This is a genomic window from Stieleria marina (assembly GCA_007741555.1).
Classification (GTDB): domain Bacteria; phylum Planctomycetota; class Planctomycetia; order Pirellulales; family Pirellulaceae; genus K23-9.
Map to the genome: position 1 here is coordinate 5903392 of CP036526.1, position 23418 is coordinate 5926809.

The window sequence follows — 23418 nt, forward strand, 5'->3', positions numbered from 1 at the left end:
CTGGGGCGAGATCAGCGGATTACATTTTCAATTCGGGCGTCACGACAGGGCCACAGCCGCAACCGCTCCCACATCCTGACATTCGCTTTTCGATAGCCAGCGATGTGGGCGTTGTCGACAATCCGCCAAGTGCCGTGCATCGATGTTCTCGCGGCATTCGCAATGCAACTTGCTTGGCAGCTTCGACTGTTTCGTCAAACGGAATGACGCAGTCGAATCCTGAGAGCGACATGTTGGCGCACGAGAGCGCATTGCTGGCCGCCATCACGTTCTTGCCCAGACAAGGAACTTCCACCCGGTTGGCAACAGGATCACAGATCAGCCCCAGCATGTTCTGCATCGCCATCGACGCGGCGCCGACGGCTTGCTGACGATTGCCATTGGAAAACGTAACCAGTGCGGCCGCTGACATCGCCGATGCCGATCCGCCTTCGGCCTGGCAACCACCTACTTCGGCGGCAAAGCTCCAAGGCGTCGTGATAAAAACGCCGATCAATCCGGCTGCCAGCATCGCACGCGCAATCTCTTCATCAGACTTTCCTAACACTTCGCCAGCCGCAATGCAGGTTGCAGGCAACGCTGCACAAGCTCCGGCTGTTGGTGCTGCGATGATCACCCCCATGGAACTCTTCACTTCCATCAACGCCGTCGTGTAGAGCACGATTCGGTTCAGCATACCGCCGTCCAGCAATTGCCCCGTATCCATCATCTTCTGAAAACCACCCGACTGAAAACCCAGCACTCGGTCCTCGTACTGCGTGCCAGCAAGTCCTTGCTGGATGCTGCGGCGAATCAGCTGCACCAGGTCGACCATCTTGGCGACCACGGCATCGGACGACATTCCGCTGCGGGCCGTTTCGTAGTCGACCGCCAATTGCCAAAGTAGTTTGTCGGACCCTTCGGCACTTTGCATCATCTGCGTACACGACCGGAATGGCACGTCCGTATCGGGTTGCGATTGAACAGGCAGCACCGGTGAGAGATGCCGTACACGCGAGACTGTACCGATGATCGATTTGATCGACGGGTCACTGAGCGGTTCCTGGGATCTGACTTGAATCAGATCGATTGACTCATGGCGTTGAATCAACACCGAATCCGCCGCGAGAGAATCGCGAACACTCGTTTCGTCAACAGTCTCGCCTAGCGATCCTGCCGGCGCCCACGCAATCGTTTCGTAGTAGTCGCCAAAAAGACTAACGCTGACGCCGTCGATCTGGATGACTTCGATCATGCCGCCGCCTGTCGAAATCGCAATCAGCTGGTGCGACTCCTGCCCGTTGCTCAAATGCAACCGGTACGTGTTGGGGTGTGCGTCGCCATAGTCACCGTATTCAAAACGCAGATCAATGTTTGCGCCCGACAGATACTTCGCCGACTCGGGCAGACGTTCGTCATCGGCTTCCCAACCCAGCAGACCTCCGAACAGCCCCATGTCGCTGCCTTGCGTTTGGTGGGTCGCAGGCAACGAACCGGAGTGATCGAACTGGACCAACACGGATTCAATCTGCTGCCCCATCAGATCACGCGCGATGCGTCCAATTCGCAAAGCAGCAGCACAATGAGAGCTCGATGGACCTCGCATGACCGGGCCAATCACATCGTTAAAAATACTGACAATCATGCGAAATTCTGAGGAGAGGAGGACACTGATTTAGAGAGCACTTTCCAGCGAAGGATCATCCACAACATCGTGGGCGTCATCTTCGACGTGATCAAAGGGATCCGGAATATGCTGCAGGAATTTTTCGATAATCTCATCGCCGTGTTCGCGAGCCGCCGCGCGGCCCATTTCGATCATCTCATCAAGGTGCTGCACGGCATCCAGTTTCCAACTTTTATCCGGCAGCTGAAAGTTCACTTGCTTGACTCGATCGGCCAACAAAAACCGCAGTGGCACCTGCAGACCTTGGACTTGGGACGAAAGCATTACATCGGCGATTTGAGGCGCCCAGTAGATCGCGCCCGCATCTTCGCCGGGCGGTTTGAGCGAAAACTTGGCCGTACCGGTACCGACCGTCAGCATAAAAATTTCGCGTGTGCTAAACGGCGGCGCACAATGATCTCCGACACAAAGTTGCCGCAAACGCAATGCTTCGGCCAATCCCAATAGACCGGGGCTGTTCGCCCACAGACCGCCATCGGCATGAGCCGAACCGTCCGGCATTTCGTAATGCGAAAAATACGTTGGCGCCGCGGTCGTCGCCATCAGCACGTCTAAGATTTTCAAATCCGCATCCGGCAGGTGAATCGGTAGATGCGGCGTCCCGAAAATATGCGGTTCGCCGTCGGTCAAATTGATACTTGGCACGATCACGCGCGGACCTTCGATATCTTTCATTTGGCAACTGCCAAAATGCTCGTGCAAACACTCACGCAGATTTTTTGACGAGTACCGCGACCGAAAGAAATGATCAATGTCGCCGGAGGCCTTCAGCGAGATTACTTTTTTGACGTAAGGATAGATGTGCCGAATCCAAACGCTATCGGGAACGTATTCCGGCTGTGGGGCAAAAATCTTAGGCCCCGAACGCTTGTAGAGCTCGACTAAATCATCCCCCCCGAATCCGACGCCCAACCCCAGTGCCGTGATCGCGCCCGTCGACGTACCGGCGATCAAATCGAAACAGTCACGCAATTTTCGGTCGGCTTGCGATTCAAGCTCTTGCAGAAACCCGACTCCAAATGCGCCGCGAATTCCGCCGCCGTCGAACGCCAATATTTGAAATCGTGCCATGAATCGCTTGAACTAAGAACCGTGAAAGGCAAACCGTGCCTGTCTGGTTATAGGTGATCGCAACTCAAATACTATTCACGTTGCTGGCGTTTTCGGCTGTGCCATCGAAAAACGGTTCAACAAAAACTTGGCGACCAGCGGAAAAACACCCAATAGCGTAAAAGCCACAAAGATCTGAAGCAGCTGCGATGTGGAAAAGACCGCCCCAACGCCTTCGTCTGCCAACGTATTCAGATCAGGCACTCGCGATCCGGCGTAAACAAACACCGCAGTTCCAAGCAGCATTCCAACTTGGCTGACCCAATAGAATGTCCACGTTTTCATCTTCGTCAGCCCCATGACCAAGTTGATCACAAAGAAAGGGACCGCGGGAACCAGTCGCAGCGAGAACAGATAGAACGCTCCTTGTTCGTCCAAATGCTGGTTGAATGTCCCCAACCGATTACCGAATTTGGACTGCACCCACTCGCCCAACAAATAGCGACTGAGCAAGAACGCTAGCGTAGCGCCGATTGTCGACGCAAAGCTGATCATGATCAATGCGGGCCCAAATCCAAAGTACCAACCAAACACCAACGTCAGTGCGGCGGCGCCAGGCAACGACAAACCGGTCACCAGGACATAAACCAGGAACGCGACTCCAAAAACCAACCACGGATGTCGCGACTGAAATTCTCGCAATTGCGATTCCCGTTCAGCAAGGTACTCCAGACTGATTGCGTCACGATATTGGAAAAACAAAACTCCGATGACAACAACGACGCTGATCAAAACAATCGGTTTGATCCACCGCGACTTCGCACTACTTTGACCGGCAGCGTCATCACTGGGCTTCGTCGACACCGAATCGCTCGGCTCCCCATTTCGCAGACCTGAATCGCTGGGAGGCTGATCGCTAGGCGAAGTGTCTGGCATGGAATTGATCGTTGGATGGCGGCGAAAAAGGAAACGTCAGAATAGTGCGCGCTGCGGATTCAGACAGGGTGTTGCTAAGGAATGTTCAACAAAGCCGAGGACTCGCCAACTACCGCTGCAATTTTCGCTATCTTGATGGTCGGCGTTGTAGCGAAGTGCCCCTGTTTTTCAAACAAATCGTTTAAAAGCAATGGCTAGTACCCTGCACCAGTTCCCAGGGCGATCGACGGCGTGTTCCCAGGGCGATCGACGGCGTGCCTGATAGCGATTCAGCCCTGGCTTGGCAAACGAATCACCTTTCAAGCCATTCAACACGACAGCATGTTTCAGGCGATCAAACGACTCTTTTCCTCCGACGATCGACCCTGGAAGGCCGGTTTCGAACGACTGCCCCAAGTCCAGATCCAAGGCGATCAGTTGCAGATCGACGATTTTCGCAATTTTCGCTACCACTGCGACGGGACTCACGAACAGAAATACGAAACGCGGCAGTTCGCGATCAGCGACGTTCGCACGCTGGATTTCATTGTCGTCCCATTCCAAGATTCTTCCCGCTTTGCCCACACGATGATGAGCTTCGGGTTTGCCGACCAGTCTCACTTGGTCGTATCCATCGAAGCTCGTTTGCGACGGGGCCAGAAGTATTCGCTGTGGAAAGGACTGATTGGTTTTTATCAAATCATGTACGTCATCGCGGACGAACGCGACGCGATCGGGCACCGCACCGAATACCGCGGCGACGAAGTGTTTGTCTATGGCGTGGCTGCAGAACAGTCCCAGCTAGAGCAGCTCCTGAGCCGCGTGACGAAACACGCATCGCAACTGCCCCGCAAACCAGAGCGATACAACACGCTGACTCATAACTGCGCGACCAACATCCGTGATCATGTCAATGCAATCTGGCCCGGCAGGATTCCCTGGGGGTGGGGCGTTTTGATGCCAGGCCGGGCAGACTTTCTGGCGTATCGACTGGGGCTACTGAAATCCGACGAAACGTTCGAAGCGACACGACAACGGGCAAGAATCAATGATCTGGCGGCAGGGAACTGGCATGATGAGCGTTTCTCGCAATTGATTCGCTCAAAACGGGCTTGATCGACGAGACAGAAAACGTCGACTGCGCTAAACTATCTAGGTCGGTTAGCTAAGGTCGCGCCAACACAATCTGAACAAATCAATTTCTGCGGAGCCAAAGTTTTGGGATTTGCGTTAGCGTTTTCGGTGGTCCTACGATCGATCGGAGTGTTCATCGTCGCGGTGCTGCCGATTGAGGTCACCACGACCGATGGCAAAGTTATTGACGGCGACTTTGCCGGCATCGGCGAATCGGAATTAAAACTGGACGTCGACGGAGAGACGCGATCGTTTTCGTTTGAAGACCTGCAAGCGATCACTCCTGCCGACAAACGCGATGATGCGACCGGCCCCACCAGCCGAGTAACGCTGGTGGGCGGCTCGGAGATCGCTGTCCAAGACATGACGCTGGCGAATGAACAGTTTGTCATCGAACCGCGACGCCAAAAGGCGATCAAAGTGCCGATGAACGAAGTTCGCTCGATCCGTTTTCGAACCGCATCGCCGGCAACCGATTCGCAGTGGCTAGGATTGCTGGAACAGGAAGCTCGCGGTGACTTGCTGGCGATTCGCCGTGCCAACGATCAACTGGATCCCGCGCCGGGATTGGTCGAAGCGATCGGCGGAGGCGTGGTCAAATTCAGCATGGACGGAGATACGGTTGACGCACCAATCGAACGACTCGAAGGGATCGTGCTAAGCAGCAAGCCGAGTCCATCGAAGTCGGCAATTCAAATCGTCGATCACTATGGATCACGGTTCGCTGCGGTCAACATTTTGGCCAGCGAAGCAGACGCGCCTTTGCGATTGCAGCTTTCCGATTCGGTCACACACACATTGCCGCTGAAACACTTGCAGTCAATCTTTTTTAGTGGCGGACTGCAAATGCTGGCTCAGGAGCCACCGAGCAAAGCTGACTACGCAGCGTACGTAGAAACGAAATTGGCAACCGATCTGCAGTCGCAGTGGTTTGGCCCAAAAGCTGACGGAGACGACGTCGTGATTAGTGGCAGCGGTTCGGTGGAATACCGTGTGTCTGAAAAATACAGCAAGCTGGCCGGAGCCGTTCGCCGCGACCAAAGTGTCGACAAAGCGGGCGATGTGACGGTCGAGATTTTTGTGGACGACAAGTCGGTGTGGAAAGAAACGCTGACGGACGCTCAGCCACGCGGATTTGAATTACCAACCAACAACGCTCGCCGCATTCGATTCGTCGCCGACTGTGGAAACGATGGAGACTTAGGTGACAAAGTTCGGATCACGCGACCAAGGCTGCTGAAATGAAACTGACACTATGCCGGCGATTCGCTTTGGCTTTCGCTGCGACCTGCGTTTGCTTTGCATCGATCGCCCCCGCGCAGCCTCCTGCTCCGTTGAAAATCGATCCGATCCTGCAGGCGGCAGAAGACGCTCGAATCGCGGCGATCGATCGTGCGCGGCCGTCTGCCGTCAGCGTTTATGTGCCAGGTGGTGGCGGTGGCGGAAGCGGCGTTTTGATTTCGCCCGACGGCTTTGCCCTGACGAACTTTCACGTCTCCAGTCCGGCTGGCGTTTACATGCGTTGCTCGTTAGCCGATGGCAATGTCTACGATGCGGTGCTGGTCGGCATCGACCCGGTCGGCGACTTGGCAATGATTCGACTGCTGGGACGCGACGATTTTCCGTTTGCCAGATTAGCTGACAGCCGACGAGCCCAAGCGGGTGACTGGTGCATGGTCATCGGCAATCCGTTTCTGCTGGCATCGAATTTACAACCGACCGTGACATGGGGAATCCTTAGCGGCGTTGGTCGTTACCAATATCCCTCGGGCACGCTGCTGGAATACGCCGACTGTTTGCAAACCGACGCATCGATCAACCCGGGCAATTCGGGCGGCCCAATCTACAACGACCAAGGCGACTTGCTGGGGATTGTCGGACGAGCTTCCTTCGAAAAACGAGGCCGCGTCAACGTGGGCGTCGGATATGCCATTTCGATCCACCAAGCAAAGAATTTCTTGGGTTACCTTCGTAGCGGACGCGTGGTCGACCATGCCACATTGGGCGCGACCGTCACCACCGAAGAAAACAACGGCGTCAGTGTTTCCAACATCCTGGAATCCAGTGACGCGTACCGCCGAGGTCTGCGTTACGGCGCCGAAATCCTGGAGATCGATGGGCGTAGCGTCCAAACGGCCAATGACGTTCAAAACGTATTGGGCACCCTGCCGTCGCAGTGGCGAGTCAAAATGTCGTTTCGCGATCAAGGCGTCAGAACAGACACACTTGTGCGACTCCGTAGCGTGCATCGCAAAGACGAGTTGCTACAAAAAATGTCCGCCGCACTGCCCCCGCCTCCGCCACGTGAACAGGAAAAGAAAGAGGAGGACGAAAAGGAGCCTGGTGATGGCAAGCTGCCGAATCTGGAAGACCTGAAAAAGCTGAAGGACAAGATTCTTCAAAAACCCAAAAAGAAGAAGTACCCCAAGGAAATCGAAAAGCAATTGGTGCTTCGCGAAGGCTATGGAAATTATCATTTCAATCTGGCCGAACAAGATCATTTCATTGCGGCATTGCGGGGTCAATTTCCCGGTGGCAAGGCAGACGTTTTGCCGACCTGGCATATCGAAGGCGAAACGACCGAAGCGACTCCCCGCCCGGTATCGATCCAAATCGAATCCGGAAACATGGCCTTGAAAGTGGGCGATGAGGTGTTTGGCTACAAGACGAAGGCTGACCTTTACGAAGCGATCGACCGCGAAACGATCGCTGGAATCTTGCCCGTGCTCGATGCATGGCGACGAATGTCGGCTCAAGGTCCTAAAAAGTTCGGTGAAAGCTACTACTTGGGCACGATGCCGCTGCTGGGCGAACGACCGCTCCGCGACTGCATGATCGCAACCGATGGCGAACTGGAAGTTCGCTGGCTCAGCCACCCGAAAACTCATTTGGTCGAAGCGGTAGAAGTGTTTGCGGATCGTGATCGTGATCCGGCCGAACTGTTGGTGGTTCGCAAGAGCGACGAAAAGGGCCAACAGCCAATTGAACTGAAACTTCTGTTTGGAACCCAAGCGAAACTGTCATTTACTGTAAGTTCATGGGAAACCAAACTGAATCAATCGCCAAACAGGGAGGACGCCTCGTGATTTGTTTGCGACCAATTACCCTTGGCCTGTGGATCGGTTTTGTAGGCACTCTGTTTGCCGGCCAACTGGCCGCGCAAGGAAAGCTGTCCGATTTATCAAAGACCGCGCAGGCTCGCGTCGTCAAGATCTACGGTGCGGGCGGACTTGCCGGGCTAGAAGCGTATCAGAGTGGGTTTCTGGTTTCGCCCGAAGGTCACGTTGCGACGTCGTGGAGCTATGTCCTGGACGTCGATCCGATCGTCGTCTTGGATGACGGCCGGCGATTCGAATCGAAGATTGTTGGTTTCGAGCCAGCATTGGAATTAGCAGTGCTCAAAATCGAAGCTTCCGAGTTACCGTTTTTCACTGTTAACAAACAGTCTGGCATTCAATGGGGCGATCCCGTTCTTGCGGTTAGCAATTTGTTCGGCATTGCCGCGGGCAACGAACCAGCCAGTGTCATGCAAGGCACGGTTGCGTCGATCACGGATCTGGATGCGAGACGTGGCACGTACAAAACACCGTATCGCGGGCAAGTTTTGATCCTGGATTTGATCGCCAACAACCCGGGTGCCGCTGGCGGCGCATTGGTCGACGCCCAAGGCGAACTGGTCGGCATGCTGGGCAAAGAACTACGCGACGCCGCGACCGGTGTTTGGTTGAACTATGCGATCCCGTCCGATGCGCTTCGCGGAGCGATTGGAGACATCATTGCTGGCCGCAAATCCAGCGTCGTCGACACTTCCAAACCGATGTTAGATCGCGGCAAGTCTCATTCGCCCAAGTCATTGGGCTTGGTCTTGATCCCCGATGTTCTCGAAGCAACGCCTGCGTATGTTGACGATGTGCTGGCCGATAGTGCGGCGATGCGAGCGGGCATTCGCCCAGACGATCTTGTATTGCTGGTCGATGGCCGCCGTGTCGAAAACCAACGAAGCCTGCGCGAATTGATGCGTCGGATCGATCGACGTGACGAAGTCGAAATCACTGTTCAACGCGACACAGAAATTGTTCCCTTGATGTTGCGTCCCTAATCCTGTGATCCCCATGAAATTGTTTTCAAGGCAAACCGCAACCTCGGCTTGCATCCTGGCTCTGTTAGCGCTGCACGGCGCCGAGCAAACACACTCGCAGGACGTTGTTTATCGCGGTGCAATGGCCAATGCGGTTCGCGATGCTGCCAATCGTTTTTTGCCGTCCGTCGTGACCGTCGAAATCATCGGGGCGGTCGGTCAAGCTGACGGCGAAGTCGAACAGGATGCGCCGACGTCAGGCATCGTGGTCGACGACTCCGGTTTCATCCTGGCGTCCAGCATTGTCGTGCGACGTCCTTCGGCCAGCATTTTGGTCGTGCTACCCGACCGCACGCGACACGCCGCAACCGTGGTGGCAAAAGACCAGCATCGTGAATTGATCTTGTTGAAAATCAAGACCGACAAGCAGCTGGTAGCCGTCGACCTGCCAAGCAAACTGGATCTCCGAGTCGGGCAAACCACGATTGCAGTGGGACGCTACGGTGCAGATGCATCACCGATTGTCAGCAACGGCGTCCTGAGCGCGACCCAACGACTCGATGGCATTGCACTGCAAACGGATGCAAGAGTTTCGCCTGCTTTTTACGGCGGACCGCTGATTGATTTAGCGGGGAACCTGCTGGGTGTCCTGGTTCCCGCTGTTGCTCCCGGCGGAGCCCCCGACGCGACCAGCTGGTATGACTCAGGCATTGCGTTTGCAATCCCCGCGGACGTTATCCAACGCAAACTTGAACGACTTAAAGCCGGCACTGACATCAACAAGGGCTTGATTGGAATCGTGCCCAAAACAGACGATCCGCTCAAAGCCGGCACCAAGCTTGCCGCCGTCCGAACACGGTCACCTGCGGAATTAGGAGGCTTGAAACCGGGTGACGAAATCACGTCACTGGCAGGACAGAAGGTGAAGCGGTTTCAACAGATCAAACAGATTCTGGGAAGCTACGACGCGGGCGAAACCATCTCGATCGAGTTTGCTCGCGATGGCAAATCACAGTCCGTCGAAATCGAATTGATCGACAGCATTCCACCACTGCAGCCGCAACGATTGGGATTCATCGCTCGTGAAGAAACCGTGACGGACAAAGATGATGACGCAGAGGACCCCAAAGAAGGTGACGACGCCAAACTGTCGGTGGTCGTCGATCAAATCCTGCCCGGCTCTCCTGCCGAAGGACAGCTGAAAGGCGGCGATGTCATTTTAAATGTCAATGAAGCGACGGCCTCAGACACGCAATCACTTCGCTCGCTGATGGTGGCGGCCGAGCCGGGCAAGGTGATGACAATCCAGGTTCTGCGCGACAAAGAAGAAAAGACGATCTTCGTGACGCCTGCCAGCATCGCTGGACCGATCGCTGACGAAGTGCCTGAAGCCTGGGAAAAACAAGGCGAAAAGGAATGGAAAGTTTCGCCGCTAAAACTCCCCGACGTCAGTAACGCTGCCGCATTTGTCGGGCCCGATGACGACGATGAATCGACGGAGCAATTGGGCCTTTTGGTGATGCTGCTGAACCCCGGGCAAGGCAAGCCGGAAAAGGTACTTGAATCGTGGCCCAACCTGGCTCGTCAACACGGCGTGGTCGTGTGTGCAATTGCACCGGCGGCCGACGAGCGATGGCGTTCGAAAGAAATTGACGTGGTTTCGCGATTCGCCGGTGCGATTCTGAAGAAAGTAACGATCGAAGAATCCGCTGTTGCCGTGGCTGCATCCGGAGCCCTCGATGGCGGAAAAGCCGAAGCGGGCGATTCCATGGCGTTGGCCGTCGCGATCTCCGCCAGCGAGACGTTTTTCGGAGTCGCGATATCTCACGAAGCACGTCCTCCGGCGGTCAGGCTGCGTGAAAATGAAGCGGACGCATCACTGCAACTATTGCTTCCAATCAAATCGGCCGATGATCTACCGACATGGGGCACAGCGCTTCAAAAATCGGGATATCCCGTCGTTTTCGGCGGTGCAACCGATAGCCAACGCTTGCTAAAGTGGGTGCGACTGCTCCAGTCGATCTAACAAATTCCCGATGACACCCAACGAGGACTACAGCAATGTCAAGCATGACCAGCATTCCTGCCGCGATCGTTTTCTGTCTCGCACTGGCGACGCCCAGCCTGGCGGTCGCTCAAGATTTATCCGTAGGCGACGATCATGCTGATTTGCAGCAGCAGGACCAGTTTCAGCAATGGATCGAGCAACTGGATTCACCCAAGTTTGCAGAACGTGTAAATGCGACGCGAAAGCTGCAACAACTTGGAGCACGCGCTATCGGGCCGCTGACCAAGGTAGTGCTGGACGGAAACTCCGATGCGGCCGACCGAGCGATCGGAATCCTCAGAAAGCACTCGCAAAGCAACTCGCCCGAGCGATCCAGTGCTGCACGAAAAGCCTTGGAACAAATCGCAAAACAACTGGGCCATCCCAAGGCTTCCGTCGCAAAACAAATCTTAGATTCTGAATCTCAACCGCAAACCGCCCCCAACGCTCAACGACCGCAACAGCTGGCTCCGCCCATCCAACTTGCCCCCCCAATCCGACAACAGACGCGTGTTAGCGTTTCCGTCAAAACAGTGAATGGCAAACGAGAAATTTCGGTCGACGAAAACGGCCGCAGTTTCCGCTTCAAGGACAACGACCAAGGATTGAAAGTCGAACGTCCCGATGCGAAAGGCGGCGTGCAAACCAAGCAGTACAAAAACGAAGACGAATTGAAAACGGCCGACACAGAGGCCTACAAGGTCTATCAACGATACGCGTCGGGAAAGGGAAACCAATTCCAGATTCAGCTAAATCAACGTGGCTTTCCGCGTGGTCTTCCGCCTGGATTCCTGCCGCCGCAATTCCCCGGTTTTCAGCCACCAGAATTGCAAGTCCCACGCCGGCAAATCCAACCGCGCCGGCAACCCAAACCGCCCGAACCCGACTTGATCGAAGTCTAGACACGACTTCCACATAAACTCTTAGGCGGTTTCAACCTGATGTCCGACGACGGCTTTGATCAATCCACTTTCGTGAACAACCCATACCGTCCGACAAATGTTGGTCGGCAGATGCATGGGGAAAGCCTTTCGTTGCCGCCGGGGCAAACGCGAGGCATGACGGGACACACGACTGTGCTGGGCGTGCTGATGGTCGTCCAAGGTGTTTTTGATTTTCTGGCAGGCATCATGGTTGGAGTCTACGCCTGGTTTATGCCGGAACTCTTTATGCAGATGCAGGCCGAGGCGGCCAAACGGGCGGCGCAAAACGGTGGCGCAGCTCCTCAAGGAATGCCACCGGACATGGGAATGTACATCGCCATCGGCGGCGGGATCATTGCGGCGGTCTTGGTGCTGATCGGTGTATTATTGATCTACAGCGGAATCGGGGTGACCAGCTACCGCAGACGTGGACTGGCAATCGCGTCGCTGTTACTTGGTGTGCTTACGCTGATGACCTGCTACTGTTTTCCTACCTCGCTGATTTTGGGCGTGTACGGACTGATCGTCTTGTTCAATCAGAGCGTGACGCTGGCTTTCCATTTGCGGGGCGAAGGAAATTCGGCGACCGACATTCAACGAGCCTTTCTATCGCCGCCTTCGTACCCTAATGAGCCTGCGAACGAGGGATCATGAGCAACACGCCCAAACATTCAGCGGCTGGTTCCGCCCCAGCTGCGGCATCGATTTCGGACTCTGACTCCAATCCGTTAACCAATCCACACGACAGCTTCCGCCCCACCGCCGAACCATCACACACGGCGCTCAAGCCAACCGGGGTGACAGTCGCCGGCGTGATCAGCTTGCTAGCCGGGATGAGCGGCATACTGATCGGCGTCATGGTCATTGTGCAGGTGTTATTTGGCCAGCAGATTTCGGATGCCCTGATGCCCGCTGGCGCGCAAGCTCAGGCCCAACGCGATATGAATGCGGCCATGGCTGCGATCAACGCCAAGTACATCATCCCGCACGTCCTTTCGTCACTTGGCGGCCTGGCGATCTCGACATGCCTGATCATCGGCGGCATCGGTTGCTTGGCGTCAAAGTCCTGGACACCGCGTTGGATGGGCAAAACGCTTTTGGCGTTGCTGGTTTATGAAGTGCTGCGAACAATTTTTTACGTCGCGTTGCAATTCGAAACGATACCGCTTGTCCAACTTCACATGGACAACATCGCGGATGCCAATTCTGGCAACGGCGGCCCGCCAGCAGCGATGGTTCAGTCGATCCAGAAGATCTCGATGATCATCGGATTTGCATTCTGGGCGACCTGGTTCGTCGTCAAATGCGGGATTGCAATTTGGGGACGTCGATACTTTGGCCGCGACTACGTACGTGACTATTTCAAGACCAACAGCAACTGAACCGCTGACTCGATCATACGAAGCGACTCAGCGGTGCCGTTAGCTGATGCTTGCTGGCACTAGCTGTCGCCCGACAACGTTGCCGCCCCTCGCAACTGCGAAGGGGCTCTCCAGAGATCTGGCTCGGCAAATCCCGCCGATGTTCTACGTGCTTTTACAGCGTGATGATCTTGCCCGACTTGGCACTTTCATAAATGCCTTCGATCACTTCGACACTGCGGCGGCCTTCATGACCATCAATGCTTGGTGACGTGTCATTGTTGATGGCGTTGACCAAATCCTCGAACAACAACGTGTGCCCATGGTGCCCGATCGCGGATGGGTCAGCTGCACCACCACCGCTTTCGGTTTTGCCCGTCATTTCTTTTCGGATTCGTTCGTCTTCGGGAGTCTCGTTTGCAAACTGCCACGTGTGAATGTCTTCTTCTTGCAGCACAGCGGTTCCCTCGCTGCCACAGATTTCGATGCGTTTGAGCGCACCGGGGAACGCCGTCGTGGTCGCTTCGATCACGCCTAATGCGCCGTTGGCGAATCGCAACGTTGCCACCGCGACGTCTTCGACTTCGATTCGCTCGTGCGTCAACGTATCCGTCATCGCGCTGATATGCGTCACAGGTCCCATCAACCAAACCAGCAGATCCACTGAGTGGATGGCTTGGTTCATCAGTGCGCCGCCGCCATCAAGTGCCCATGTCCCGCGCCATGCGCCGCTGTCGTAGTATTCTTGGCTGCGATACCACTTCACATAGGCGTCGCCCATGGTGATTTTTCCGAATCGGCCAGCATCGACGGCCTTTTTGATCAACATGCTCGATTCGTGAAAACGACTTTGAAATGTCGTCGCCAATTTGACGCCCGATTTTTCGCAGGCCGCGATAATTTGGTCACATTTGGCGGTCGTCACTTCCAGGGGCTTTTCAACCAGGATGTGCTTGCCAGCCGCGGCTGCTTCCAAGCCCGGATCCAAGTGAGCACCGCTGGGCGAACAAATCGAAACGGCTCCGATGGCGGGATCGGCCAACATTGCCTCCAGCGTATCGTATGCTGGGCACTGGTTCTCAGCGGCAAATGACTTTGCTCGGTCGACGTTTCGGTCCGTGCAACCGGCCAAGTGGGCGCCCTTTGCGTCGGCGATCGCTTTGGCGTGAAAGCCTGCGATCATGCCACATCCAATGACTCCAAATCCAATGCTCATCGTGTTTATCCCCAGTCCGCTTGGCGGCAAATTTTTTTGGCAATTAGTCAAAACGCTTCAAACAACGGCTTTGCCACCGATCCACTCGGCATAGGCAAAACTCGCTTAACACGATACGGTTTTTATCCTCAAGCACCACCGCTGGTATCGCACAGACTTGGCAAATACCACCGCCACGACCGTCAAAGAACTCAGCGACGTGCCTCGCCTGATAAACGAGTCACGTGGGATCGGTGCGCGCCTGGCGGATCTGCCACACAGCAAAACACTGGGATTTTCCGGTGTTTGGGGCTGCCTGCGAGCCGTATTGGCCGCCGCCGTTGCACAGGAAAACGCCAATATCCTGATGTTGCTACCGCAGGCCGCCGATGCGGATATCGTCGCTGGCGATGCGGTCGCCTTCGGATTATCGCAAGCGATGTCACTGCCCCTATCGGCGGGAGATGGTCGCGGCGAATCGATCCGGGACGCGGATTACGCCGACCGTCTGCAAGTGCTGCAGCGGCTTAGCGGGCGTGATGGCGGTTCCGACGAACCGTTGCTCGTGACGGCTTACATCGGGGGTGCGCTGCAGCTGGTTCCCACGCCCGAAACACTGGAAGCGTCGACTCGTAAGCTAGCCGTAGGTGCCACGGTCGATCCAGCCGACATTCGTCGCTGGTTGGCGAATGCGGGATTTGCCGCGACGACGGCTGTCGGACTGCCCGGTGAATTCGCGACTCGCGGGGGACTGCTAGATATTTTTTCCGCCGATCAACCGCAACCGATCCGCGTGGAATGGTTTGGCGACCAAATCGAATCGATCCGACGTTTCGATGTTGCCAGCCAAAGAAGCATCGAGCGGCTGGACGAAATCGAGATCGCTGCGATCGGTGTCACCAACGACGACGTCATCAAAGAAGCACTGGAGCAGGATCCTTACGAAGATCCCAATCCGGAAGACCTAACCGCGGCAGCCTCACCGATCGACGCTTCGGGACTGGGTTCCATCGGTGACTATTTGTCGGGCGACACGATCGTCGTGGTGATCGATCCGCACGAATGCGAAAAATCAGCCAACGACTTGCTGGCTCGTGTCGATTCTCCGTCGCGTTTTTGCGACTACAACGAATTGCTGGCTTCGCTTAACGATTGCCGCGTGATCACGGCCACGACGTTTGGTGCTGGCACCGCGGACGAAGTGATCGATCTGCAATCGGGTACCGCGGACAGCTACGCCACTTCGCTGGACGAAACCAAAAGGAAAATTGATTCGGCGGCAAGTGATCATCAGGTCCTGCTGGTCGGCGACACACCCGCCGATGCGGAACGACTTTCGGAGCTACTGCAGGATACTGAATCAGCCAAACACGGACGGCTGAAAATGAGCGTCGCGCAGTTGAGCGGCGGCTTTCGGTTAATCGACAACAAACTGCTGGTGCTGACCGGCGCCGAATTGTTTCACCGCAGCCCAGTTCGCCGGGGACGCACACGTGCCAAAGGCAAACCGATTGCAAGTTCACTGCAATTGGAATCTGGCGATCTGGTCGTTCACCTTTCGCACGGCATTGGCGTTTACCGCGGTATCCAGACGATCGAAAAGAGCGATCAGCACATCGAACACTTGGTGATCGAATTCGATGGTGGTTCAAAAATTTACGTGCCGTCGTCCCGGATCGGACTGATCCAGCGTTATATCGGTGGCACCAAGAATCGGCCCCGTCTTGCCAAAATCGGAGGTCAGGCTTGGGCCAAGCAACGCAAAGCCGCTGAATCGGCCGTGACCGACATGGCCAGCGAGCTGTTGGAAATGCAGGCGAATCGGCAAGCCCGGCGCGGCATCGTTTTCGATGGTGACAATCATTGGCAGGACCAATTCGACGCTTGTTTTCCGTACGTGGAAACTCCCGATCAAGTCACTGCGATTGCGGATTGCAAAGAGGACATGGAAATCCCCAAGCCCATGGATCGACTGATCTGTGGCGACGTGGGATTCGGCAAAACAGAAGTCGCCATGCGAGCGGCATTCAAAGCCGTGCTGAGCGGGCACCAAGTCGCGGTACTGGTGCCGACAACGGTGCTTGCCGAACAGCACTACCATAATTTTCGCGAACGCATGGCAGAGTTTCCGGTGGAAATCGCCAAGCTCAGCCGCTTTTGCACCAAAGCCCAGCAACGCCAGACGGTCAAGGACCTCAAGACCGGCAAGGTCGACATCGTGGTCGGCACGCACCGCTTGGCCAGCAAAGACGTCGACTTCTCCAGCCTCGGTTTGGTCGTTGTCGATGAAGAACAAAAATTCGGTGTGGCGGTCAAAGAACGGCTCAAAACACTTCACAGCAACGTCGACGTTTTGACACTCTCGGCGACGCCTATCCCCCGAACGCTTCACATGGCGTTGGTGGGTGTGCGAGACATTAGCAACTTAGAAACACCGCCTGCGGAACGTCGCAGCGTCGAAACCAATGTGGTTCGCTGGGACGACAAACTGATTCGTTCGGCGATCATTCGGGAATTGAATCGCGGCGGACAGATTTTCTTTGTTCACAACCGCATCGGCGACATGCACACGATTGCCGAAAAGATAAAACGCAACGTGCCGGAAGTTCGCATCGGGATCGGCCACGGCCAAATGGGCGAAGGAGAACTGGAGCAAGTCATGGTGGACTTTATCGAACACAAGTTTGACCTGCTGCTAGCCACAACGATTGTCGAAAGCGGCTTGGACATTCCCAACGCCAACACGATTTTCATCGACGACGGTGATCGCTATGGGCTAAGCGATTTGCACCAGCTCCGTGGACGTGTGGGCCGATACAAACACCAAGCGTATTGCTACTTGCTAATCGCACAGCACAAACATCTTTCGCCCGAAGCGACCAAACGGCTGCGCGCAATCGAAGAATTCAGCCACATGGGAGCTGGGTTTGCGATCTCCATGCGTGATTTGGAAATCCGTGGTGCCGGCAACCTCCTTGGTAGCCAACAGAGCGGTCACATTGCTGCGATCGGGTACGAAATGTACTGCCAGCTACTGGAAGACGCCGTTCGCCAAGTTCAGAATCTGCCACCCAAACTGTCCGCCGATGTGGACATCGACTTGCCCGTCGAAGCGTATCTGGCGGAAGAATACGTCCCCGATCTACGACACAAAATCGATCTCTACCGTCGGATGGCCAAGATCGACAATGCGACGGAGATCGAAGAAGTTCGTTCAGAGCTGCGCGATCGATTCGGACCGCTGCCCAAGCCGGCAGAAAGAATGCTGGAACTTTGCGAAGTGCGTTTGGATGCCGCGGTTCGACAGATTTCTGCGATTACCAACAACGACCGGTTCCTGGTTTTGCACTATAGCAATCGCAAACAGATGGAACAGATCCAACGCAATTCCCCGTTTCAAGTGCGAATTGTTGATCGAAGCCAGGCCTTTGTCCCCCTTCGTCCGCAACGCAAACCCGGCACCACCACTCCCGCTCCCAAATCTCACCCGGGTATCGACATCGATGACCCAACCGGGATCGGCTACTTGGAACTCACCCGGCAAGTGTTGAACTTGGGTTAGCCCACAGCGGGTTTGGCGAAATAGCGAAAACAATTTTGCAAATCAAGTTTCGCCGAACGAGAATCAAGCGTCGCCGAACGGATCGCTCCGGCTTGAAATCGTCGGATCTACTCGCGGTTGACCCACGGATTGATTTCTTCGTCTTCGGAAATGACGACGTTCTTTTTCACAAACTGGACCACGGCCGGAAGCACATCAGGAGTCTTCGCCACCAACTGCGGGCCACTGAAAGAAGCTTTGGAGAGATGCAGATTCAATCCCTCGACGTCTCCCCGATGGATTCTCTTTCGAACCGCTTCGACTCGCTTATAGACTCGTTCGGCTTCGCTTTCTTCGGGGCTGCCTTGACCTGCGACCAGCATCATCGGTAGCGATAGGATCGCTGGGTTGGAAAGCGTCTGATCCAGCGAGACGCCCTTGAATACTTTCTTGGGTGAAATCAACACAAGAGCTTTGACGTCTTGCCCGCGTTTCTTGGATCCGACCGGCGCAAAAGACCAATCTCGCTGCGCCCAATGTGCTGCCATCACACAGCCTTCGCGAACTCCAATTACGACCAACGCGTTCAGGTTCAACTCCTCGTCGTTGTTTCGTTTCTTCAAGAACCGTTTCGCTTCTTCCAAGTCGTAGCGGACAATGTTCTCCACGTCCCGCTTTCCCATCTGCGCGATGTTGAATTTCCTGACCTTGCCTCGTGCATCGGTGTACTCCTTGCTGCCGCCGTGGCCACGGTAGTCGGGCACAATGACCGCGCATCCTGCGTTTCGCAACGTCATGCACAGCTTGCCGTACGGACTCGCTTGTCCCTGCCATTCGTGGACCAACATCACCGTCACCGCTTCCTTTCCTTTGTCCGACGGAAAGTAGAAGGCGCGAAGGGCAAGTCCGTCATCCGTTTTTAATACGACTGGCCGCGGCTTCAGCTTTGGGTCTTCCTCTTTTTTCTTTTGCGCGAACGCCGGATTCGCTAACAGAATCACGATCACAGCACAGACGCAAAAATAAAACACTCCCATCAGCATCTTGCTTGATTTGTCGCGTGGTTTAATTGCTTGGGTCGTTGCAGTGGGCTTCATCAATCTTTCCTCGGGCTCTTTGGGAACTCATTTGCTCTGTCAGTGCCTCCATTATGGCAGAAATGACATCGGATGCGTGTGTTGCAGGGCAAAAAACGCCGTCTACGACGTCGAAACGCAGTATCAGGTGCGGCCAAAGGCGTTTGATGTCCGATTGCTGCAAGCAACGGTAAGCCTCCGACACTTGGGCAAAAAGGTTTCGGACAGACAGAGCATTCAGCGAATTGGCGTGCGAGCGTACGCCATCGGTTCGATGCTCGCGAAATCACGAGCGGCACGACGCTCGGCAGCGGCTTCGTTTCCGCAGTGGCCGCCATAAGTTGGCTCAAGGCGTCTGAGTGACGGGCCCCATTCCGGCCGCTTGACCGTCAGAACCGTTACAAAGAGGCACCACGAATCTTGCCGTCGCTGGTTTTGATCGTATTATCAACGCTAGTCGCTGAATCGTTGGAATAGAATCGGCGTTTGCCCACGTTTCATTTCCTTGGCGACCATCATGCAGTTGCTCTACTTTTTGGTCGTCATCGTCTCCTTGAGCTGCGGATCCATTCCCAGCCCAGCGAACGAATTCGTTAGCGACCATGGGATTTCCGGTCCGCTCATCGCAACGCTGGGCCTGGTCTCTGTCTGGGCGGCGCTGTGTCACCTTGGATCCTGGCTAGTCGCCCGCCAAGTGGTCACGGAACAGCTTGAACCAATGGTCGGTGCACGCTGGATCGAACGCCAGCTTGAAGTTTTTCGCTGGTTGTCACTGTTTGTCATCGTGCTGTGCTTGGCTGGATTTGGTTTGGCACAGGCGATTAGCGTCGCCCCCGTTCTTCGCGATTCGATGGCGTTGCAGTCGATCATTCTGTTGGCGCCCGGGTTGATGATGACGTTTGCCAGCTGGTCCGCTGAGCAAGCCTATGGGGTGCGTTTGAACTACACCGAGGGTGGCTTTCGCAATCACACGCGTTCGCTATGGCTTTCGTTTCGCAGTGGGCTTGCCTGGCTGGTCGCCCCCGTGCTGATGTTACTGGGCGTGTCGGATTTGATCTCGCTGTTGCCGCTTTCAGAAAACACTGCGTCATGGATCACCGGCGCGATTGTCATCTCTTTCGTCGTAATGGGATTGCCGCTTCTGATCCGCAAGCTTTTCAAAACGACGGAAATTTCTCCTGGCGTGAATCAGTGGGTCGTCGACTTGTTGGTGCTGGCGAAGATCAAAAGCACCAAACCAATGCGGTGGGACACGGGCGGGCGAGCTTTCAACGCAATGGTTGCTGGCTTTGTTCCCCGCTTTCGATCGTTGCTGCTGTCTGACCGGCTACTCGACGAACTCGGGCGAGAACAAATCGCCATGGTCGTGCTTCACGAAGCCGCTCACTTGCGTCGTCGGCACGTGCCGCTGCGAATGCTGGCGATCTTGCCGGCCTGGATTGCGGCGGTGCTGGTAACGCAAATTGCAGGCGATTCTCATTGGGCACTTCCGTTGGGAAGCGCCGCGGGGATTTTGCTCACAATGCTAATTCTGCGAATCGTCGCTTATCGCAGCGAATACGACGCCGACGTGCAGGCTTGCAAAATGGCGGTCGAGATTTCATCGCAGTTGCACGGAGTTCCCAGCACATACGAAGCGGCTTGCGACAGCCTGAGTTCTGCATTGATGCGAGTCACCTTTGATCATCCGGCCGCCCGCAAACCCACTTGGCTTCACCCAGGTGTTGCCGATCGCGTGGCTTGGATGCGTCGCCATCGGAGCGAACCGATGGCCAACAGCACGGTGGCTGGCACCATCGCGAATCCTGACCAGCCGTGCCAGTTGATCAACTGATGCATCGTTTGCGTGGACGGATAAGGCAGCATGCAGAAAAACACGGTCGCAATCGTCGCGAATCCGGTCACGATCAACGCCCAAAATCCGCATCGCTGGATGAAGTCAGACGTCGCTGAATTGATGTTTCGCGACAGCCAAACAATCGCAGCCGCTGGCAATGCAAACACCAACGCACCGCTGGCCATCATGTGCAGCAGCAACATCGTGCCGCCCAGGTGATGGCCCGCCAAAACCGGCAATGCGGTCGCCGTCAAAACGGCGACAATGACCACAATCGCCAACAATAAGATGCGGTCGATCCAAATCATCATGCCGTGACCTCGTTTTCAGTGGTAGATTCGGGATGTGTCTGGCCTTGTACATTCGCAACGCCTGCTCCCATCGCTTTGGCCCCGATTGCGCCGGCTCCCACCAGCAACGTCATCAATAGCAATGCCAGCGATGTGAAAATGATGTATTTAAATGTCTTGCGACCGCTAAACAATTGGTTCCAAGCGAGGCGTTGATTGGCATCCATTCCCTGCAGCGTCGCCATCGTAATTGGCTCGGCAACATTCGGCGCCGGACCAACGGGGCTGACCGTCGACGCAAAAATTTTGCCGCCGTCACTATGACATTCGGTGCAGCCTTTTATGCCAAGCGACCAGCCTGAGGGACGAACGTTGTGAGCCATCGGCCAACTGACCATGTCGATGTCGTCTTTGGAAGCGAGCTGGATCGATGTGAGCGTATCGGGTTCTTCACCGCGGGCGTAAACCACCCCTCCAGAAATGTAGACCGCCTGCTCGGCTTCCAGTTCCTTCTCTAGCGATGCCAATGCAGCAGAGACCTTTTCGGCAAAGAGCGTTTCACCGTTTTCACGTTGGATTTTCTCCAGCTTTTGACGTTCGTCGTCACTCCACTCTTCGCTCGGTATGCGTGCACGGTCATCACCAAGGACTTCTTTCAAGTCTTTGCTGCTCCATTTTGGCAGCACCAATTCGTCGACAAAGTCTTTACGCACTCGCAGAGATTTTCGAGTGGCGTCATAAACCTTCTCCGGTGCGATCGGCTTGGCGACGCCATCGACGACCGTTGCCCAGTACGCCGGCCAAACGGCCCGATGTGGATGAATCTTTTCGCTTGCCCCCTTGGTAAACACGGGGCCCTGGATTGCGGGCAACTCAAATCCGTCTCGGTGGCCTTTGTCGCCCAAGCCGTGAGCCAGCGATGTCATAAGCCGCAAGGCTTCGTCCCGCGGCGCCGGTCCGCCGTGGCACGCGGTGCAGGCGAGTTTTTCGAAGTGAACAGGGGGAAGACCTGCGTGCATCGGAGTGGGCGATCCAAGGCGGCCCGCTCGCAAGCTGATCGTATCAGCGTCGCTGCCTTGCGCCCCTAGATGGCAACCGGTGCATGAAAGTGTCTGCACCAACGTCCCGCTCGGATTCTCTTCGCCTTCGAACCCACGACTAATGTGATGATCGATTCCGTTTCGATGGCAATCGGCACACGACATGCCCGCACGCAGGTGAACGTCTTCGTCGTGAACCCACCGTTGCTCAATCCCTTTGTCGCCGACAATGCGGTTGCTGTGACACTGGTAGCAAGCGTTGCTGGATGGTTCGCGAATCAAATCCATAAACACTGTCCCGTCGGAATTGAATCGGCGTGGGTTGTAGCTGACTTTGGGCAGCTTGGCCTTGATCGCGTCATCCTCGGGATCCGAGCCCTCCTTGATCCGGGAAACCTTGCCATCGATGGTGCCCAATCGCAGACCCGCGGTGGGAGCCCAAGCAAAATTGTGTTCTTCGATTTGCTCTCGGCGTTGATTGAAATCGTAAGCCCCTGATTGGGCATGGCAGATCATGCAATCGATGTCCAGGGTGCCGGAAAGTTTCCATCGTGGCGACGGAATGACTTCGCCGTCTGCTGAGGACGCGTCTAGACTGGGTGACACTTCTGGCACAGCCGCCACCGCGCCCGCTGCCATAGAACCACCCGGAATCCGACCGCCGAATTTTTCCGTCATTTGCCAAGCCGTGATGCCTATTTCACGCGGATCAAACGTATGGCTCCAGTCGCGATAAGAAAGTGGAAGTTGTGTCCCCGTTCGCGCGTCAGTCCAAATCCAGGGTTCGCCTTCCCGGCCGCTTTTGGCATCGGGATCAAACGCATTGAAATGCCAGCCATGCGAAATGGTTTCATAGTCGTGGCAACGGCCGCAAGTTTTGACCGACGAATACGGCGTCGTCGATTCGGACGTAATCTTTCGATTGTCCGCATCATAAAGATCGATGTGGTGCAAAAACCTGGCGTCCGAATCACTGTGAGCGTACTTGGATCCATCCGCGGCATAGCCGGACCGACACGTCAACTGCGTCACCGTCGATAGAAAGACCGCCAGCAACAGTATTCCGAGCACCGGACGGCTGATTTGTCGAACTCGCATGCGATTGAAAGCCTGAAGTTAGGCGAAGGTGGCAAAAAACTAGTATCGAAACGCGATGTCTTGGAGCAGTTCGCTGCGCCAGTGACGAAACGTGCCGACGAAACGCGGTACTCCCCACAAGGGCAACGAAGCAGACCGGAAAACGTCAATTCGCCCCACCCGAGACT

Annotated in this window: 17 protein-coding genes; 11 read left to right on the forward strand and 6 right to left on the reverse strand. The window is 55.6% G+C overall.

From position 1 onward, the window contains the following. Positions 1-19: 19 nt before the first annotated feature. From K239x_RS20955 to K239x_RS20965, 3 genes are all read right to left on the reverse strand, one after another. On the reverse strand, positions 20-1624 hold the full coding sequence (locus K239x_RS20955) for an L-serine ammonia-lyase, iron-sulfur-dependent, subunit alpha (RefSeq protein WP_145420318.1): 1605 nt from the start codon (positions 1622-1624) through the stop codon (positions 20-22). A 30-nt stretch (positions 1625-1654) separates the two neighbouring features. Continuing rightward, positions 1655-2737, reverse strand: a complete 1083-nt coding sequence (locus K239x_RS20960; protein ID WP_145420320.1) for a CBASS cGAMP-activated phospholipase — start codon at positions 2735-2737, stop codon at positions 1655-1657. A gap of 75 nt (positions 2738-2812) precedes the next feature. Continuing rightward, complete coding sequence (locus tag K239x_RS20965; RefSeq protein ID WP_145420322.1) at positions 2813-3652, reverse strand: TVP38/TMEM64 family protein; 840 nt, start codon at positions 3650-3652, stop codon at positions 2813-2815. A gap of 231 nt (positions 3653-3883) precedes the next feature. Here K239x_RS20965 and K239x_RS20970 point away from each other — a divergent pair, with 231 nt between their 5' ends. The 8 genes from K239x_RS20970 to K239x_RS21005 all read left to right on the forward strand — a co-directional run bounded on the left by K239x_RS20970 (position 3884) and on the right by K239x_RS21005 (position 13195). Next, a complete protein-coding gene (locus tag K239x_RS20970) occupies positions 3884-4747 on the forward strand; it encodes an Lnb N-terminal periplasmic domain-containing protein (protein ID WP_145420325.1) in 864 nt (287 codons plus the stop codon). Positions 4748-4849: 102 nt separating this feature from the next. Further along, a complete protein-coding gene (locus K239x_RS20975; protein ID WP_145420326.1) occupies positions 4850-6010 on the forward strand; it encodes an NPCBM/NEW2 domain-containing protein in 1161 nt (386 codons plus the stop codon). Then, on the forward strand, positions 6007-7851 hold the full coding sequence (locus K239x_RS20980) for a S1C family serine protease (protein ID WP_145420328.1): 1845 nt from the start codon (positions 6007-6009) through the stop codon (positions 7849-7851). The genes K239x_RS20975 and K239x_RS20980 overlap by 4 nt, the downstream gene beginning before the upstream one ends. Then, positions 7803-8864, forward strand: a complete 1062-nt coding sequence (locus K239x_RS20985) for a S1C family serine protease (protein ID WP_145420330.1) — start codon at positions 7803-7805, stop codon at positions 8862-8864. The genes K239x_RS20980 and K239x_RS20985 overlap by 49 nt, the downstream gene beginning before the upstream one ends. Before the next feature lie 13 nt (positions 8865-8877). After that, positions 8878-10869 carry a PDZ domain-containing protein gene (locus tag K239x_RS20990; protein WP_145420332.1) on the forward strand — a complete coding sequence of 664 codons (1992 nt, stop codon included), beginning with the start codon at positions 8878-8880 and terminating at the stop codon, positions 10867-10869. Positions 10870-10904: 35 nt separating this feature from the next. Then, the gene (locus K239x_RS20995) at positions 10905-11792 is read left to right on the forward strand and encodes a hypothetical protein (protein ID WP_145420334.1); all 888 of its coding nucleotides are present in this window, start codon (positions 10905-10907) and stop codon (positions 11790-11792) included. 39 nt (positions 11793-11831) lie between these two features. Next, complete coding sequence (locus K239x_RS21000; RefSeq protein WP_145420336.1) at positions 11832-12467, forward strand: hypothetical protein; 636 nt, start codon at positions 11832-11834, stop codon at positions 12465-12467. After that, on the forward strand, positions 12464-13195 hold the full coding sequence (locus K239x_RS21005; RefSeq protein WP_145420338.1) for a hypothetical protein: 732 nt from the start codon (positions 12464-12466) through the stop codon (positions 13193-13195). Before K239x_RS21000 ends, K239x_RS21005 begins: the two co-directional genes overlap by 4 nt. Before the next feature lie 154 nt (positions 13196-13349). On the opposite strand, the gene K239x_RS21010 is transcribed toward K239x_RS21005, so the two are convergent. Then, positions 13350-14390 (reverse strand): Gfo/Idh/MocA family protein, encoded by a 1041-nt coding sequence (locus tag K239x_RS21010; protein WP_145420340.1) that lies wholly within the window; start codon positions 14388-14390, stop codon positions 13350-13352. A gap of 157 nt (positions 14391-14547) precedes the next feature. Between K239x_RS21010 and mfd the strand changes: the two genes are divergently transcribed. Beyond that, a complete protein-coding gene (gene mfd / locus K239x_RS21015; RefSeq protein ID WP_419189227.1) occupies positions 14548-17931 on the forward strand; it encodes a transcription-repair coupling factor in 3384 nt (1127 codons plus the stop codon). 107 nt (positions 17932-18038) lie between these two features. Here mfd and K239x_RS21020 read toward each other — a convergent pair whose 3' ends face one another. Then, positions 18039-19007, reverse strand: coding sequence for an alpha/beta hydrolase (locus tag K239x_RS21020; RefSeq protein ID WP_419189228.1), 969 nt, complete (start codon positions 19005-19007; stop codon positions 18039-18041). A 484-nt stretch (positions 19008-19491) separates the two neighbouring features. Between K239x_RS21020 and K239x_RS21025 the strand changes: the two genes are divergently transcribed. Then, positions 19492-20820: a M48 family metalloprotease gene (locus tag K239x_RS21025; protein ID WP_145420342.1), complete on the forward strand. Its 1329-nt coding sequence runs from the start codon at positions 19492-19494 to the stop codon at positions 20818-20820. A 30-nt stretch (positions 20821-20850) separates the two neighbouring features. Further along, entirely contained in the window at positions 20851-21042 is a 192-nt protein-coding gene (locus K239x_RS28865) for a hypothetical protein (RefSeq protein ID WP_419189229.1), read from the forward strand. A gap of 88 nt (positions 21043-21130) precedes the next feature. Here the strand turns inward: K239x_RS28865 and K239x_RS21035 are convergent, their stop codons facing one another. Beyond that, entirely contained in the window at positions 21131-23251 is a 2121-nt protein-coding gene (locus K239x_RS21035; RefSeq protein ID WP_145420344.1) for a cytochrome c3 family protein, read from the reverse strand. Positions 23252-23418: the final 167 nt, after the last annotated feature.

Excerpts from the sequence above, each read along its gene's own strand:
- K239x_RS20955 (WP_145420318.1), bottom strand. The coding sequence starts at position 1,624 with ATGATTGTCAGTATTTTTAACGATGTGATTGGCCCGGTCATGCGAGGT.
- K239x_RS20960 (WP_145420320.1), bottom strand. The coding sequence starts at position 2,737 with ATGGCACGATTTCAAATATTGGCGTTCGACGGCGGCGGAATTCGCGGC.
- K239x_RS20965 (WP_145420322.1), bottom strand. The coding sequence starts at position 3,652 with ATGCCAGACACTTCGCCTAGCGATCAGCCTCCCAGCGATTCAGGTCTG.
- K239x_RS20980 (WP_145420328.1), top strand. The coding sequence starts at position 6,007 with ATGAAACTGACACTATGCCGGCGATTCGCTTTGGCTTTCGCTGCGACC.
- K239x_RS20985 (WP_145420330.1), top strand. The coding sequence starts at position 7,803 with ATGGGAAACCAAACTGAATCAATCGCCAAACAGGGAGGACGCCTCGTG.
- K239x_RS20990 (WP_145420332.1), top strand. The coding sequence starts at position 8,878 with ATGAAATTGTTTTCAAGGCAAACCGCAACCTCGGCTTGCATCCTGGCT.
- K239x_RS20995 (WP_145420334.1), top strand. The coding sequence starts at position 10,905 with ATGTCAAGCATGACCAGCATTCCTGCCGCGATCGTTTTCTGTCTCGCA.
- K239x_RS21000 (WP_145420336.1), top strand. The coding sequence starts at position 11,832 with ATGTCCGACGACGGCTTTGATCAATCCACTTTCGTGAACAACCCATAC.
- K239x_RS21005 (WP_145420338.1), top strand. The coding sequence starts at position 12,464 with ATGAGCAACACGCCCAAACATTCAGCGGCTGGTTCCGCCCCAGCTGCG.
- K239x_RS21010 (WP_145420340.1), bottom strand. The coding sequence starts at position 14,390 with ATGAGCATTGGATTTGGAGTCATTGGATGTGGCATGATCGCAGGCTTT.
- K239x_RS21020 (WP_419189228.1), bottom strand. The coding sequence starts at position 19,007 with ATGAAGCCCACTGCAACGACCCAAGCAATTAAACCACGCGACAAATCA.
- K239x_RS28865 (WP_419189229.1), top strand. The coding sequence starts at position 20,851 with ATGCAGAAAAACACGGTCGCAATCGTCGCGAATCCGGTCACGATCAAC.
- K239x_RS21035 (WP_145420344.1), bottom strand. The coding sequence starts at position 23,251 with ATGCGAGTTCGACAAATCAGCCGTCCGGTGCTCGGAATACTGTTGCTG.